Source organism: Paraburkholderia sp. J94 (assembly GCF_905220285.1).
Classification (GTDB): domain Bacteria; phylum Pseudomonadota; class Gammaproteobacteria; order Burkholderiales; family Burkholderiaceae; genus Paraburkholderia; species Paraburkholderia tropica_A.
Window position 1 is genome coordinate 315964 of the sequence record NZ_CAJMZH010000001.1, and the last position, 16351, is coordinate 332314.

Below are 16351 nucleotides of genomic sequence, written 5' to 3' on the forward strand. Positions count from 1 at the left end.
TCGTCTGAGCGAACATCGCGCTCAACAAACGCTATCCATCACCGCACACGCGAGCGGCTCTCCCTGCCCCATCCCACCCGCAAGCGCGCGCCGATACCACGCATGAAAGTGCCGCATGCCATCTTCAAGCGGCGTTTGATACGGCCCGGCATCGCTCACCCCGCGACGATGCAGCCGCAAGCGTCCCGCATCCATGCGCTCGGCGATCTCGTCGTCCTCGATCATGGTTTCCAGATACGCGGCGCGCTGCGCCTCGATGAACTCGCGCTCGAACGCCGCGATTTCCTCGGGGTAATAAAACTCCACCACGTTGAGCGTTTCCTGCGGCCCTTTCGGATACAGCGTGGACACCACCAGCACGTGCGGATACAGCTCGATCATCTGCGTCGGGAAATACGCGAGCCAGATCGCGCCGAAGTCGGGCGCATCGCCGCCGCGATAATCGAGCAGACGATCGTGCCACGCGCGATAGATCTCCGAACCCGCCTGCGCGAGCGCGTTATTCACGCCCACGCGCTGCATGCTGTAGGTCTGCGCGAATTCCCAGTCGAGGTCCTCGCAGCTCACGAAACGCCCGAGCCCCGGATGGAACGGCGCCACGTGATAATCCTCCAGATAGACCTCGATAAAGGTCTTCCAGTTGTAATGGCACGTGTGCGTTTCGACGTGATCGAGCACGTAGCCGGAAAAATCGAACTCGGGCCGCGCGAACACGCTCGCCATGTCCTGCGCCGGTTCGCGCGGGCCTTCGTAAAGCAGGCCGTGGCAATGGCGCAGCGGAAAACGTTCGAGATTGCGGCAGGGCTTCTTGTCGAACTCGGGCGCGCCGATCAGTTCGCCCTGGCCGTCGTAAGTCCAGCGATGCAGCGGACAGACGATATTGCCGCCCGTGGCCGCGAGATTGCCGCGCGTGAGCGCGATGGTCTTCGTCTCTCCACCGGCATGACCGTGATCCACGGCGCCGACGTTGCCCGCTTCGCCGCCGAGCATCAGCGCCTGGCGATGGCGGCACACGTTCGAGAGCAACTGCACGCCTTCGGCGTTGCGCACCAGCACGCGTCCGCCTTCGTCCTGCGGCAGACGCCGCCAGTCGCCGGGCTCGGGCACCGACTGCTCGTGGCCCACGTAGCGCGCCGAGTGCGCGAAGATGCGCGTCATCTCGCGCTCGAACAGCACGTCGTCGAAATACGCGCTGGCGGGCAGCTGAAATTGCGCGTCCTGCGCATCGGCGGGCAGCGCCAGATGCGTCAGGTTGCTGATGTCGTTCATCGATCGATTCCTTTCGGTTGGGCGCCGCGCTTCGAGCGTCATGCTTCGAGCGCGGCGTCCCGTTCCGTGTTCAGACGCACGATGCGTTCGTGTTTCGCGAGGCGCGGGCAGGTGCTGCACAACTCGCCGTCGCGGCGGCGATAGTGGTAGCAGCAGGTCCGACGTTCGAGCGCGAGCGCGCACGCGCCGTCCGTGCGCGCGAATGCGAAGTAGCCGCCGTCGCCTTGCAGACCGAGCGCCGCGAGCCATTGCTCGCCGAGCGCCTGCACCTGTTCGTCGCGCCAGTCGGGCCGGGCCTTGCGCGCGGCGAGCAGCGCCGCGAGCACGACGTCGGCCTGGGTGCCGCGCACGGCGGCCGGATTCAGGCGGATCACCGGCAGCAGCTCGTCGTGCATCTGCGCGCAGCACGCGCGGATCTCGCGCGCGGCGTGCGCGATGAGCGCGTCGGTATCGCCTTGCGCGGGCGCGTGATCGGCGAGCCGCACTTCGGTCGTCCAGCCGTTCGCGACCGGCTGCACGATGCGTTCGAGCGAGATCGACACACGCGACGCATGCACGCCGATCACGCTCAGATAGAGCGGCTGCCAGATCAGGATGCCCCAGCAGCGCGCGGCCCAGTACGGCCGCCCGGCTTCCGGCCAGTTGCCGGTCCAGTGCGCGAGCAGGGCGTCGAGCGCGGCGCGGTTGCGGCTTGCTTCAGGCGCGGGACGCACATGCGCGGGCATGCTGTGGGCGCCGTGCGTTTCCTGCGCTGCTTGCGCTTCCTGCGAGGCGACCACGCCATTCAACCCAGGCACGAGACGCGCGGCGAGCCGCAGCAGATCTTCCAGCGTGCGGTTCGCCGCCATGCTCAGGCCTCGACGGTTTCCGCGCGCGCGCGATCGACCGTGCCGGCCGTACGACCCGCATCGTCGCGATAAGCCTCGCGCCGACCCGCAAGCGGGTTCTGCAGATTGCCCGCCATCTTGAGGTTGCCCGCGGGATCGGCGAGATTGACCATCTGCAGGTTGTTGCCCAGTTGCAGACGGTTCAGGCACGAGTGCAGGAACTCCGGCGCGAACATATCGTATTGCGCGAACTTGTCGGCGAGTTCCGGGTGCTCGGCCTGATAGCGCGCGACGCAACGCGCCACGGTGTTCCAGAACAGATCCTCGGTCGCGCAGCCGTGCTCGACCAGAATCTGGTTCACGTAGCGGAAGAACCCGTCGAACACGTCGATGAAAATCGCCAGCAGCTTCACGCGCTCGGGCACATCCACGGCGAGTCGCTTGACGTTCTCGGGCAGCTGCGCGTCCTTGTTGAGAATCGCCGATTCCTCGGCGATGTCCTTCATGATCGCGCGCACCGGCACGTGATTTTCCAGCACGAGAATCAGGTTCTCGCCGTGCGGCATGAAGACGAGATCGTGCGTGTAGAAGCAGTGCACGAGCGGCGCGAGATACGCTTCCATATAGCGTTCGAGCCACGCCTGCGTGCTCAGGCCCGACGCCTCGATCAGCGCGGGCAGCAGCGCGCGGCCATGACGGTCGGTGTGCAGCAGCGCGGCCATCGTCATGAGGCGCTGACCGTCACCCGCGAGCGAGAGCGGATTCTCGCGCCACAGCGCGGAAAACATCTTCTTGTACGGCGTATCCGCTTGCACGGCGGCTTCGTAATAGCGGTTGCGGAAACCCATCGACGCCACTTCGCGCAGGATCGTGAAGCCCTTGTCGCGCAGATACGGATCGCTCGCGACCAGTCCCTTGATGAAGTCGTTGATGGCGGGCGTGCCCGACATGTAGTACGGCGAGAGCCCGCGCATGAAGCCCATGTTGAGGATCGACAGCGAGGTTTTCACATAGCGCTTCGAGCGGTCCGAGACATTGAAGAACGTGCGGATCGATTGCTGCGCGAGATAGCGGTCGTCGCCGTAGCCGACGCAGATGATGCGGTTCGTGGCCACGTAGGCGGCGAACGCGATCGACAGCTTGTTGAACCATTGCCACGGATGCGCGGGCATCAGGCGGTAGTCGTCGAAGTTGCAGCCGCGCGCTTCGACGACGGCCTTGAAGCGGGCGATCGCGGCCGCGCCCAGTTCCTCGTCCATCAGACGGTCGTAGTCGAGGTCGTCGGCGTGATGGAAGGCGGCGTTGTCCTTGTGCACCGCGAGCCAGACGACCTGGATGACCGAGGCCGCTTCCGGCGCGAAGGCGCGATAGTCGCCCGCGTCGAAACCGAGCCGCCCGTTGTTGGCGACGAAGCCCGGATGGCCTTCGCTCATCGCCGTTTCCACGGCCTGGAAATCGGCGGTCAGCAGATCGGGCGTGTCCGGTCCTTGCTTGACCGATTTATACGCGGCGCCATAGAGCGTGCTGCTGATTTCGTCGAGATAGATCGGCAGCATTTCTTCCTTGATGCCGAGGCGCGCCTTCACATCGAGAATGAACGAGAGCGCGTCGAGCGGCTGCTCCACGCCGTCCTGCGTGCAGACGATCGACTCGGGGCGAATGCTCCAGTGGCGCAGCGCGAGCAGGCGCGCTTCGAACGTGTAGGCGCGCGAGCCGTCGTCGGATTTCAGTTCGTAGCGCGCGAACGCGTTGCCGGCCGCGTCGGGCGCGGCGTCGCCGAGGCGTTGCGGTTCGACGATCAGCTCGTGCGCGTATTCGGCAATCGCCTTGCGCACCAGCATCCGGTTCGCGCGCTGCCAGATTTCAGGCGTGAGATGCGCGGCGGCTTCGGGCGGGGAGAGCAGCGTGTGCTGCATCGATTGCGGGGCGATGGCGTTGAAATCGATCGAGTTCATGATGATGAGTTCCTTAGTTATCCTGCTGAATAGCGGCGTAAAAATCGGCTCGGTTGCAAAACGCGAGCGACGCGGTTTTCTCGCGGAACGCGACGTCCTTCGCATAGACGAAGCCCATCGCGCGGTTCAGTGCGTGAATGCGCGTGTTGCGCGCATCCGGTTCGACGACGATGCGCGCGGCGTCCAGACGTTCGAACAGGAAGGTCATGAGCGTCTTGAACACGTGGCGCGTATAGCCGGGTTGCGGCGTGGCCGCCGGTCCCACGAAGAGATGCATGCCCAGATCGCCGGGCTGCACGTCGTAATGCTCGCCCGCTTCCTCGTGCGCGGGATCGTAGGTCTCGATCAGGAACGCGGGCGCGCCATGCTGCGAGGCGAGCCAGGATTGCGCGTGCCCGGAATCCTCGATGGCCTGATAGAACGCGGCCACCTGCGCCACGCTCCAGTCGCGCATGTTCCAGAACGCGGCGCGCTCCTCGACGAACCAGCCGTGCAGCGTGGGCGCGTCGCGCGGCACATCGAGCTGGCGGATATGGAAGCCGCCGAGCGTGGCGGCGAGCGTCTCGCGTTGCAGCGCGGGCGGCGCACCGCGATGACGCAAGGCGATTTCGTCGGCGGCAATATCAGTTCGCACGGGCGGTGACTCCTGTTTTGGCAAGATCGGTTTCGAGCAGCGCATCGTTTGCCGGGGCGCTGGCGGCGCGGCGCGAACGGTCGAGCAGCCACACGCTCAAGAGCGCGGTCAGCACGAGCCCGGCAGCGGCGATGAAGAAGGGCGCACGCAGTCCGGTCACATCGACGATCGCCCCGGCCGCGAACGAGGCGAGCAGCACGCCGAGGTTCTGGAAGAAGTTGATCACGCTGTAATCGGCGGCATACGAAGCGGGCGTGCTCAGCGAGAACATCGTCACGTCGAGCTTCACGACGATCTGGAACAGCGCCCAGCCGAACATCACGCGGCCCACCACGATCCACAGCGGCGCTTCCACGCCTTGCAGCAGCATGCCCGCGGTGCACAGCAGCAGGTTCGCGACGGTGTGATCGGGCAGCTTTTTGCCTTGTCCGGCGAGACGCTTGTTGATGCGCAGCGCGGCCAGCGCGACCATGCCCGGAATCGCAAACACGAGGCCGGAGACTAGCTCGCTCGGCGAGCCGCTCACGTCCTGCCAGTACGACGACATGAACGGACGGATCAGATACACGCAGAAGTCGAATGCGAGCATCAGCAGTGCGAGGCGCAGGATCGGCAAGCGCTGACGCAGGCTTGGGCGGACCGTCTGCGCCTGATGTTCGTCGGCGAAACGGCAGCGCCGCGCGATGCGATGCGTACGGATCAGGCTCATGCAGATCGCCATCTGGATGAAGTCGCCCGCGGCCATCGCGAAGATGCAGTCGTGCGCATTCCACACCTGCATCACGAGACCGCCCGCCACGGCGCCTGCGATCGCGCCGAAGTGCACGACCACCGAAAGCACCCCGATCGTATGCGCGTGCGACTCCTTCGGTTCGAGCCGCATCATGTACGGATACATCAGCAGATAGCTGCTCTTGCACATGAACATCGCGAGCGACAGCACCCAGAACAGCGGCACCGTGGGCGCGAAATAACTCGCGACCGAGAGCAGGCCCGCCGCGCACTGCGTGTAGACGAGCAGATGCATGGCGTCGAGCCGCTTCGCGACGCGCGCCCACAACGGCAGCGTGAGCATCACGACGATGGAGATGAACGCCACGTAAGCGCCCGCGTGCACGGGACTCGTCACGCCGTAGCGCGCCGCGAAGAACTGCGGATAGAACGGAATCAGGATCGCATCGCTGATGACGGCAAAGGTCGTCATCGTGATGATGGTGTTGCGCAGATTCATTGCGCCTCCAGCGGCGCCTTCACGAACGCCTCCGTGTCGGGCACCGAGAAGTCTTGCAGCGCGATGCGCCGCTCGATCTTGTAGTGCTCCACGCCGGTCAGTTCGCGCAGGATGCACGAGTTGCGATAGCAGCTCATGCCGAGGTCGGGATTGGTGAGGCCGTGACTGTAGAGGCCCGCGTTCTGCACGAACACTTCGCCGCCGTTCACGTCGATCGCATAGTTTCGCGAGAGTTTGTAGCGGCCCCGCGCGTCCCAGCTGATGCGCTCGCGGATGCCGTCGATGAAGGCGGGCACGTTCTGGCCGTAGCCGGTCGCGAAGATCGCGCCGTCGGTGACGTGCGTGTACTGCACGCCTTCGTCGCGCTGCACGAAACGCAGATGGAAGCGGTCGTCGATGCGGTCGTGGTGACAGCCCGTGAGTTCCGAATTGGTGATGAGCCGCGCGTTGTTGCCGCCCCGGCTGCGGCGGTCGTCGAGCAGATCGTAGATCTGGTTGATCAGCGAGGCGTTCACGCCTTTATAGAGGCTGTCCTGCTTCGCGATGATGCCCTCGCGCACGCTGTCCGGCAGGTTGTAGAAGTAATCGATGTAATCGGGCGAGATCATTTCCAGCGTGAGCTTGGTGTTCTCCATCTGGAAGAATCGCGGCGAGCGCGTGATCCACGTGAGCGCGTAGTCGTGCTCGTCGCTTTCCTTGAGCAGGTCGTAGAAGATCTCGGCGGCGCTCTGGCCGCTGCCGATCACGGCGATCGAACGCTTCTGCTGCAAGGCGGATTTGTTGGCGACGTATTGCGCGCTGTGCAGGCAATGCTCGCGCACTTCGTCGCAGCACGACGGCAGTTGCGGCACCGAGCCCACGCCGATCACAAGGCGCGCCGCGCGATGCGTGAATGACTGGCCCGTGCGCACGTGGCGTCCGCTGATGACGTAGTGGCCGGCGTCGGCATCGTAGTCCACGCGCTCCACGTGGGAGCCGAACGCAATGCTCGATAGCTGCTTGATCGCCCACTTGCAGTAGCGGTTGTATTCGGCGCGGCTCAGATAGAAACGTTCACGAATGTAATACGCGTAGAGCTTGCCTTCCTGCTTGCAATAGTTCAGGAAGCTGAACTTGCTTTTCGGATCGGCGAGACTCACGAGGTCCGCGAGAAACGGGTTTTGCAGCGTGGTGTCGTCGATCAGCATGCCCGGATGCCAGTCGAAGTCCTCGTTGCGTTCGAGAAAGAGGCCGCGCAGATCGCGGATCGGATCGGCGAGACACGCGAGGCTCAGATTGAACGGACCGAGACCGATCGCGACGAAGTCGAGCACCTCGTGGCTCGACGCCGCGCGTGCAAGACGCGTTCCCGAATCGGAATGGATGTTAGTTGTACTCATGATTGAGCTTCCTCTTTGGCCGGCAGGACCATGTTGAGACCTCATCGATGGACGAAAACGGGTGGATGGTCACGAAGCTGACACATCTGTCACCGCGCATGACTGATGCGCTCGCTGTGGCAAGCGCCAGCGATTCAATGTGGATCGTTTGCGCGGTGATGTGCGAATGAGAGTGATTCGCGTTTGGTGGATCATAGGAAACTCGTTCGCACATGGCAAGGGTGGAAAACGTATTGCTCAGGATGACAAACTAATTCGCCGATCCAGCCTGCATGAAACGCTGCGAGGCGCGAATCGCGGCAAAGTCCGGCTGCATCGGAGAGCTAACGGGATGCCACGCGAAACGCGCAGGGTGAAAAAAATGCGCGATGAGGTCATGCCGTCCCGCGCTTTTCGCCAAAATTCGCGGGGCCGAAAACCCTGAGCCGATTGGGGGATTGCGCCGCAACGGCGCCGATGTGGCAGTCGGGAGCGCGCGGGCACCCGCGTGCGCGCTGGCGGCGTGCGCGCGCGATTTTTAGAGAGGTGGCCTAAGGGTAAACGCTGAGCAATACGCACAAAACACGCAAGATCCACGCGCGTTTACATGCAAAACGCATTACAGCCAAGCGCAAGTGTTGGTTTTTCGTAAAGAACTTTCAAAAGCAAAAAGGCTTTGCTAAGATGCGCCCCTTATGAAATGAGAATAAGTCTCATTGACGTTCAAATAATTGAACCGGGGCGGGAGGCGCCTCGACCACTGGCCGATATGAACAATCACGAAACCGCACGCCGTAAGGGGCAAAAGCTCCCCCGTCCTTTGCAGATCGCCGCCTGGCTGACGTTTGCCGCCGCTGCGCAATCCGCATTCGCCCAGACCGCTACGACCGCCGGGGACAGCGCTGCCGCGCCGGCCACCGCGGCCAGCGGCGCTGCCGCGTCCACGACCGCCGCCGACAAGGCGCTGCCGGCCGTGAACGTGAGCGCGTCCACCGTGAGCGACTCGCCGCTGCATCTGGCCACGCCGGTTTCGAACGGCGCGCTCGGCACGCGTTCGCAGCTCGACACGCCGTTCTCGACGACGGTCGTGACGGGCGAGGATCTCGCCGACCGCCAGGCCAACAAGCTCGGCGACGTGTTCGCGGGCGACGCCTCGGTCACCGACAACAGCAACGCCTATAGCGCGTGGGCGACCTACATCACGGTGCGCGGCCTGCCGATCGACTGGCAGAACGGTTTCAAGATCGACGGCAATCCGTTCATTTCGTATGGCATCACGATGCCGTATGAAAACCTCGAACGCGTCGAACTGCTCAAGGGCGCGGGCGGTTTCATGTACGGTTTCGCGCAGCCGGGCGGCGTGGTCAACTACGTGACCAAGAAGCCGGGCACGGATCCGGTGACGAGTTTCGACGTCGGCTATCGCATGGACGGCGTGCTCAGCCAGCACGCCGACCTGAGCCGCCGCTTCGGCCCGGACGGCATGTTCGGCGCGCGCATCAACTACACGCACGAAGCGGGCAAGACCTATAACGCGGGCGATATCAACCGCAATTCGGTGGCGCTCGCGCTCGACGGTCAGCTCACGCGCGACCTCGACGTCTACTTCAACGCGATCTACCAGACGAGCCGTTCGAGCGGTCAGACGCCGGCGATCTACATTCCGAGCAGCTATGTGGGCACGAGTCTGCCCGCGACCATCAGCGGCGGCTCGAATCTGCTGAACAGCGCCGGTCAGCATCTGAACACGAATCTGCAGCTCTACACGGCGGGCGCGAAGTATCAGATCACGCCGGACTGGAGCTTCAATACCTCGGCGAGCTACAGCAAGTCGGCGCGCGACCGTAACGAGAGCACGCTCACGCTGCTCAACCAGGCGGGCGACTATTCCGACTATCGCTGGAACGGCGACGAAGGCCACCAGGACATCTACTGGCAAGGCACGTTCGAAGGCAAGGTGAAGACCGGACCGTTCACGCATCAGATCGTGGCGGGCGCGTCGATCCAGCATCAGACCAACGATTACAGCACGGCGGCGGGCACGGCGGGCGGCACGCTCGGCACGGGCAATCTGTACGTGCAGAACCCGTATGCGTTCTACTCGGGCAGCGGGCTCGACAAATACCGCGCGAGCGAGATCAACCAGAAGGCGCTGTTCCTGAGCGACACGATGCAGATCACGAGCCGCTGGTCGCTGCTCGCGGGCCTGCGCTACACGAACTACGATCAGGAAAGCTTCTCGGAATCGGGCGCTACGTCGTCGTCTTACGGCAAGAACGGCGTCGTCACGCCGACCTTCGCGCTGATGTACAAGCTCGAACCGGAGACCACGCTGTACGCGAGCTATGTGGAATCGCTCGAAGCGGGTCAGGTTGTTTCGGACATCTATGCAAATGGCGGATCGGTGCTCAATCCGCTGCGCTCGCGCCAGTATGAACTGGGCATCAAGAGCGAGCATGCGCGCTGGAGCGCGAACGCGGCGCTGTTCCGCATCGAGCGCGGCGCGTCGTATGCGAACGACCAGAACGTGCTGCTGCAGGACGGCAACTCGATCTACGAAGGTCTCGAAGCGGGCGGCAGCGTGCGTCTGGGCCGTAGCTGGCAAGTCGCGGGCGACATCATGCTGCTCGATACGTGGTACGCAAAGGGCCAGACGTATAACGGCAAGCGCGTTGCCGGCGCGCCGCAATTCACGGCCGCCGCGCGCGTGACCTACGACGTGCCGTACGTGCCGGGCCTGCAACTGGGCGTCGATGCGAAGTACACGGGCAACACCGAAGTGCGCCCGGCCGGCGATCTGGAAACGGGCGGCTATATGCTCGTGAATCTGGGCGCGAACTACGCGACCCGCATCGGCGGCCACGACGTCACGTTCCGCGCGGCGATCGACAACATCACGAACCGCCGCTACTGGATGTTCCAGTACGACAGCTACATTGCGCCGGGCGACCCGCGCACGGTCAGCCTGAACGCGAAGATCGACTTCTGATCGCGCCCATCGGGTTCATCGCCTTGATTGGATAGCGGCGGCACCTCGCCATCGCAACCCCAGGCCACCCGCCACGCAACCGGACGTACCGGCTGCGTCGCGGGTGGCCTGCTGCTTTGCGCGGCCACTGGCTCTATGTGCGTATGACCCGGCGCGTTAAGATACGCGCGTCGGAAAAATAATGCATGGACGAGACAGGAATGAGAAAGCATGTCGATGGGGCGGCCGTCGCCATCATGGTGACGCTGTGCTTCATCTGGGGCACGCAACAGGTCGCGATCAAGGCCGTGGCCGGCGACATCGCGCCGATGATGCAAGTGGGCGTGCGCTCGGGCGGCGCGGCGGCGCTGGTGTGGCTGTTCAACCGCTTCGTGCTGCGCGAGCGCTGGCTGCCCGGCGTGGCGCTGCGCTCGGGTCTCGTGGTCGGCCTGCTGTTCGCGTTCGAATTTTTGTGCGTCGCCGAAGGGCTGCGCCTGACCAACGCCTCGCATATCGCCGTGCTGCTTTACACCGCGCCGATGTTCGCGGCCATCGGCCTGCATCTCAAGCTGCCCGACGAACGGCTCGCGCCGCTTCAGTGGGCCGGCATCGCGCTCGCGTTCGCGGGCATCGCCATCGCGTTTCTCGGCCCGGCGCTGCTGGGCGGCGGACTGTCCGCGCCAGGCACGCCGACCAATCCCGACTGGCTGCTCGGCGATCTGATGGGCCTGCTCGGCGGCGCGGCGTGGGGCATGACCACGGTGGGCGTGCGCACCACGCGGCTGAGCGAGGCGCCCGCCTCGCAGACGCTGTTTTATCAGCTGGCTTATGCGTTCGTGCTGCTGATGCCGTTCGCGCTGCTCACCGGGCAGACCGCGTTTCATGGCACGCCGTTCGCGCTCGCGAGCCTCGGCTTCCAGACCGTGGTCGTCACCTTCGCGAGCTATCTCACGTGGTTCTGGCTGCTGCGCCGCTACTTCGCCGCGCGGCTCGGCGTGCTGTCGTTCATGACGCCGCTGTTCGGCGTCGTGCTCGGCGTGGTGGTGCTGCACGAACACGTGGACGCGGCTTTCGTCGCGGGTTCGATGCTCGTGCTGACCGGCCTGCTGGTCGTGAACAGCCAGGCGTGGCTGCGCCAGATGTTCGGGCGCGGCTCGCGGGCGCGCGCGGGCGTTTGAAGCGGCGCTGAACGGCCCGGCGCGCGCTGAGGCGTGCGCCTGCCTGGTGGCCGGATCGCGTGTGGATAGCGCCAGGGTTGTGCCTGGCTTGACCGCGTGTGCGCCGCGCGGCGCCCGATCCGCCGCCGCGCGCTATGCCGAAATCGTCATTGCCGAGGGTCCGTTGCGACAAGACGGCCACGCGGGCGGCACCTACGATTGTCGGCATGAAAACCCTCTCCGTCATCGATTCCCATACCGGCGGCGAGCCCACGCGGCTCGTGACCGAAGGCGGCCCCGAACTGGGCCGCGGACCGCTCGCCGAGCGGCTCGACATCTTCCGCCGCGACTTCGACCGCCTGCGCGCGGGCATCGTCTGCGAGCCGCGCGGCTCCGACGTGATGGTCGGCGCGCTGCTGTGCGAGCCGCACGATCCGGCCTGTTCGGCGGGCGTGATCTTCTTTAATAACGTGGGCTTCCTCGGCATGTGCGGACACGGCACGATCGGCCTGATCGTGTCGCTCGCGCATATGGGCCGCATCGCGCCCGGCGTGCATCGCATCGAAACGCCGGTGGGCAACGTGGAAGCCGAACTGCACGCGGACGGCAGCGTCACCGTGCGCAACGTGCCCGCGTATCGCTATCGCACGAACGTGCCCGTCGACGTGCCGGGCCTCGGCCGCATTCACGGCGATATCGCGTGGGGCGGCAACTGGTTCTTCCTCGTTGCGGACCACGGCCAGTCGCTCGAATTCGCCAACGTCGAAACGCTGACCAACGTCTCGTGGGCGATCCGCCAGGCGCTCGAAGCGAACGGCATCACGGGCGAGGGCGGCGCGCTGATCGACCATATCGAACTGTTCGCCGACTCGACCACGCCGGGCCTCGACAGCCGCAACTTCGTGCTGTGTCCGGGCAAGGCCTACGACCGCTCGCCGTGCGGCACGGGCACGAGCGCGAAGATCGCGTGCCTCGCCGCCGACGCGACGCTCGCGCCGGGCGCGGTGTGGAAGCAGGAAAGTATCGTCGGCAGCGTGTTCGAAGCGAGCTACGAAACCGGCGGCGATCTCGCGCCCGGCTACGTGCGTCCGAGCATTCGCGGCACGGCGCACGTGAGCGCGCAGGCGCAGCTCATCTTCGCCGACGACGATCCGTTCGCATGGGGCATTCGCGCGTGATGAACATGGCAGCATCGCGTCCCGATGTGATCGTGGTCGGCGCGGGCATCGTCGGCGCTGCGTGCGCGCACGAACTCGCGCAGCAAGGCGCGAACGTGCTCGTGCTCGACCGCGCGGGCATCGGCGGCGGCGTGACGGCGGCGGGCATGGGCCATCTGGTCGTGATGGACGATACGCCCGCCGAGTTCGCGCTCTCCAGGTGGTCGCGCCAGTTGTGGCTCGACCTCGCGCCGCGTCTCGATGCGCGCCAGGCGTTCGTGCGTTGCGGCACGCTCTGGGTCGCCACTGACGATGAGGAATACGAACTAGCCCAGTCGCGCCAGCAGACGCTGATGCAACAAGGCGTGGCCTGCCACATGCTCGACGCGCAGCAGGTGCGCGAAGCCGAACCCGCGCTGCGCGAAGGCTTGCGCGGCGGCATGATGGTCCCCGACGACGCCGTGGTCTACGCGCCGTCCGCCGCCGCCTGGCTGCTCGCGCAGCCCGTGAAAGGGCGCATCACGTGCCGCCTCGATACGCGCGTGGCGCAGGTCAACCGCCAGGGCGTGGTGCTCGCGGACGGCGAAGTGATCGCCACCGGCGCGGTGCTGCTCGCCAACGGTCTGCAAGCGGCCGAACTGCTGCCCGGTTTGCCGATGCAGGCGAAGAAGGGCCATCTGCTGATCACCGATCGTTATCCCGGCACCGTGCGTCACCAGATTCTCGAACTCGGCTATATCAAGAGCGCGCACAACGCGACCGGCACGTCGGTGGCGTTCAATGTGCAGCCGCGCCCGACCGGGCAATTGCTGATCGGCTCGTCGCGCCAATTCGACAGCGAAGATCCCGCGATCGAACCGGCGATACTCGCGCGCATGTTGCGCCGCGCCGCCGAATATCTGCCGCAATTACCGTCGCTGAACGCGATTCGCGCGTGGACCGGTTTCCGCCCCGCGACGCTCGATGGCTTGCCGCTGATCGGCCCGGCGGGTCCGTTCGCGCGCGCCGACGGTCATCCGCAAACATGGCTGGCAACCGGTCACGAAGGGCTCGGCGTGACCACGGCGCTCGCGACCGGCAAGCTGATCGCCGCGCAGATGCTCGCCTCGCGCGATCCGTTGCCGATCGACGCTGCACCGTATTGGCCCGCGCGTTGCGCGACGCAAGGAGCCGCACATGCCTGATTTCGTCGTGCTCGAAGTGGATGGCCGCAGCGTGCGTGTGGCGGCGGGCAGCTCGGTGGTCGCGGCGATCGCGCATGCCACGGGCGACGCGGGTCTCGCGACGCGCCGCTCGGTGACCGGCGCGCTGCGCGGGCCGTTGTGCGGCATGGGCGTGTGCCAGGAATGCCGCGTGACGATCGACGGCGTCGCGCATCGGCTCGCGTGTCAGACCGTCTGCGCTGAGGGAATGAACGTGGTGACGGCGAGAGGCGCGCAATGAATTTCGATATCCTGATTATTGGCGCGGGACCGGCTGGTTTGCACGCTGCGCGCGTGGCCGCCGAGGCGGGCCAGCGCGTGGGCATCGTCGACGATAACGCGCGGCCTGGCGGCCAGATCTGGCGTCAAGGCCCCGAGCATCCGCCGACGGGTGAGGCGCGCGCGGCCATCGATGCGGTCGAGACTTTCGTGCAGCGCGGCAGCATCGCGCGCCTGAGCGGCACGCGCGTCGTGCAGGCGCTCGGCGAGCGGCAGTTGCTGGTGGAAGACGCGCAACGCGGCTACACGATCACCTACGGCAAGCTGATCGTCGCGACCGGCGCGCGCGAGCGCTTCCTGCCGTATCCGGGCTGGACGCTGCCGGGCGTGACCGGCGCGGGCGGCTTGCAGGCGCTCGTGAAGGGCGGCTTGCCGATACGCGGCGAGCGCATCGTGATCGCGGGCACGGGGCCGCTGTTGTGGGCCGCTGCCGTCACGGCGCGCGAGCAGGGCGCGCGCGTGGTGGCGATCGTCGAGCAGGCGCCGCCGACTTCGGTCAGGCGCTTCGCGGCGGGACTCGTGCAGACGCCCGCGAAACTCGTGCAGGCGTTGCGCATGCGTTTCGACCTGCGCGCGACGCCGTATTTATGCGGCGCACACGTGATCGAAGCGATCGGCGATACGATGCTGACGCGCGTGCGCATCCAGCACGGCGGCAAGGAAATGTCGATCGATTGCGACCGGCTCGCCTGCGCATACGGCCTCGTGCCGAACACGCACGTGGGCGCGGCGCTCGGTTGCGCGACCGAAGACGCGCATGGCATGGCCGCGCTCACCGTCGACGACTGGCAGGCGACCTCGCTGCCCGATGTCTACGCGGCGGGCGAATGCACGGGCGTGGGCGGTATGGAACTCGCGGCGCTCGAAGGGCGCATCGCGGCGCATGTGGCCGTGGGCGAGCGTGACAAGGCGCGTGCATTGTTCGGCGAGCGCGCGCGCTATCGCGCGTTCGCCGCGCGACTTCACGAAGCGTTCGCGCTCGCGCCGCATCTGCGCACGCTCGCGACGCCCGACACCGTGCTGTGCCGCTGCGAGGACGTGAGGTTCGGCGAAGCCGCGCAGCATCGTTCGTGGCGCGACGCGAAATTGCACACGCGTTGCGGCATGGGACCGTGTCAGGGCAAGATCTGCGGCGAAGCGGCGGCGTTCTGCCTCGGCTGGCCGCGCAACGGCCAACGTCCGCCGTTTTCGCCCGCGCGCATCGGCACCTTGCTGGAAGTGCCGTCGCAGGCGTAAATCGCCATTCGACGCGATGGGGTTTGACGGGCGGCGCACGCACCAGCGCCGCCCGATTTTCGTTTCAGATGCGCAAGCGTGCATGAGAAGGGCATAATCGTGCGGATCACGACTCGCCGCTCATCGCAATGCCCGAACTCGTTCTGCCCGCCGCCCTCGAAAACACGACGCTGCCGCAGATGGTGGCGCATTTCGCGCTGCTCGAACCGCTGTTCGATGCCATGCCCGACGTGGTCTTCTTCGTGAAGGACCACGACGCACGCTATGTGATCGCCAACGCCACGCTCGCCGCGCGCTGCGGTTTCAAGGACAAACGCTCGTTGCTCGGCAAGACGGCGGCGCAGGTGTTTCCCGCGCGTTTCGGCAACAGCTACACGGCGCAGGACGAGGCTGTGGTGCGCCTGAACAGCCGCTTTATCGATCAACTCGAATTGCATCTTTATCCGGGCCGTCAACCGGGCTGGTGCCTCACCTCGAAGGTGCCGCTGCACGATGCGCAGGGCCGCGTGCTGGGCGTGGCCGGTATTTCGCGCGATCTGCAGGCGGCCGAAGGCACGCATCCGGCTTATCAGCGCCTGGCGATTGCTGCGAAATACATTCAGGACAATTATGCGCAGCCGCTCAAACTCTCGCATCTGGCCACGCTTATCAATATGTCGGTGGCGCAGATCGAGCGTTATTTCCACAAGATTTTCCATCTCACGCCGCGCCAGATGCTGCTGAAAACGCGGCTCGACGCGGCTTCCGAATTGCTCGCGAGCGACCTGAGCATCACCGATATCGCCACGCGTTGCGGCTATAACGATCACAGTGCGTTTACGCGTCAATTCAAGGCCACCGTGGGCCTTACACCGAGCCAGTATCGCGCGCTGCTGCATCCGCAAGCGACGCAAACTGAAGCGGCCGACTAGGCGAAAAGGTCGATCCCGGCATCGCGCGAAATACATAAAAAAATTAGCAAACCTCGCATTGGTAAAAGGCGCTCGCGCGAAAATCTACGGGTAGTCCCGGATAGCGCGAATGCACCTGAATGAGGCGCCTTTGCACAAAAAAGCGATTGTGCCGATTTCGTCTCTTT

At 65.3% G+C, this 16351-nt stretch carries 13 protein-coding genes; 7 read left to right on the forward strand and 6 right to left on the reverse strand.

Annotation, left to right across the window (positions count from 1 at the left end; translation table 11 throughout):
* Positions 1-21 precede the first annotated feature (21 nt).
* The 6 genes from U4Y88_RS01385 to U4Y88_RS01410 are packed head-to-tail and all read right to left on the reverse strand — an operon-like array spanning position 22 to position 7295.
* Positions 22-1269 (reverse strand): aromatic ring-hydroxylating oxygenase subunit alpha, encoded by a 1248-nt coding sequence (locus U4Y88_RS01385; RefSeq protein ID WP_224005541.1) that lies wholly within the window; start codon positions 1267-1269, stop codon positions 22-24.
* Positions 1270-1307: 38 nt separating this feature from the next.
* Positions 1308-2117, reverse strand: coding sequence for a siderophore ferric iron reductase (locus U4Y88_RS01390; RefSeq protein ID WP_321781704.1), 810 nt, complete (start codon positions 2115-2117; stop codon positions 1308-1310).
* Between the two features lie 2 nt (positions 2118-2119).
* Positions 2120-4051, reverse strand: coding sequence for an IucA/IucC family protein (locus tag U4Y88_RS01395; RefSeq protein ID WP_405044993.1), 1932 nt, complete (start codon positions 4049-4051; stop codon positions 2120-2122).
* A 13-nt stretch (positions 4052-4064) separates the two neighbouring features.
* Complete coding sequence (locus U4Y88_RS01400) at positions 4065-4685, reverse strand: GNAT family N-acetyltransferase (protein WP_321781706.1); 621 nt, start codon at positions 4683-4685, stop codon at positions 4065-4067.
* Positions 4675-5916, reverse strand: coding sequence for an MFS transporter (locus U4Y88_RS01405; RefSeq protein WP_224005549.1), 1242 nt, complete (start codon positions 5914-5916; stop codon positions 4675-4677). Before U4Y88_RS01405 ends, U4Y88_RS01400 begins: the two co-directional genes overlap by 11 nt.
* Complete coding sequence (locus U4Y88_RS01410) at positions 5913-7295, reverse strand: lysine N(6)-hydroxylase/L-ornithine N(5)-oxygenase family protein (protein ID WP_321781708.1); 1383 nt, start codon at positions 7293-7295, stop codon at positions 5913-5915. Before U4Y88_RS01410 ends, U4Y88_RS01405 begins: the two co-directional genes overlap by 4 nt.
* A 748-nt stretch (positions 7296-8043) precedes the next feature.
* Between U4Y88_RS01410 and U4Y88_RS01415 the strand changes: the two genes are divergently transcribed.
* The 7 genes from U4Y88_RS01415 (at position 8044) to U4Y88_RS01445 (ending at position 16184) form a co-directional block, all read left to right on the forward strand.
* Positions 8044-10263 (forward strand): TonB-dependent receptor, encoded by a 2220-nt coding sequence (locus tag U4Y88_RS01415; RefSeq protein ID WP_321781709.1) that lies wholly within the window; start codon positions 8044-8046, stop codon positions 10261-10263.
* A 200-nt stretch (positions 10264-10463) separates the two neighbouring features.
* On the forward strand, positions 10464-11420 hold the full coding sequence (locus U4Y88_RS01420) for a DMT family transporter (RefSeq protein ID WP_321781711.1): 957 nt from the start codon (positions 10464-10466) through the stop codon (positions 11418-11420).
* A gap of 197 nt (positions 11421-11617) precedes the next feature.
* Entirely contained in the window at positions 11618-12577 is a 960-nt protein-coding gene (locus U4Y88_RS01425) for a 4-hydroxyproline epimerase (RefSeq protein WP_321782237.1), read from the forward strand.
* 5 nt (positions 12578-12582) lie between these two features.
* On the forward strand, positions 12583-13740 hold the full coding sequence (locus U4Y88_RS01430) for an FAD-dependent oxidoreductase (RefSeq protein ID WP_321781713.1): 1158 nt from the start codon (positions 12583-12585) through the stop codon (positions 13738-13740).
* A complete protein-coding gene (locus tag U4Y88_RS01435; protein WP_321781714.1) occupies positions 13733-13999 on the forward strand; it encodes a 2Fe-2S iron-sulfur cluster-binding protein in 267 nt (88 codons plus the stop codon). The genes U4Y88_RS01430 and U4Y88_RS01435 overlap by 8 nt, the downstream gene beginning before the upstream one ends.
* On the forward strand, positions 13996-15273 hold the full coding sequence (locus U4Y88_RS01440; RefSeq protein WP_321781716.1) for an FAD-dependent oxidoreductase: 1278 nt from the start codon (positions 13996-13998) through the stop codon (positions 15271-15273). Before U4Y88_RS01435 ends, U4Y88_RS01440 begins: the two co-directional genes overlap by 4 nt.
* A 128-nt stretch (positions 15274-15401) precedes the next feature.
* Positions 15402-16184: an AraC family transcriptional regulator gene (locus tag U4Y88_RS01445; protein WP_321781718.1), complete on the forward strand. Its 783-nt coding sequence runs from the start codon at positions 15402-15404 to the stop codon at positions 16182-16184.
* Positions 16185-16351 lie beyond the last annotated feature (167 nt).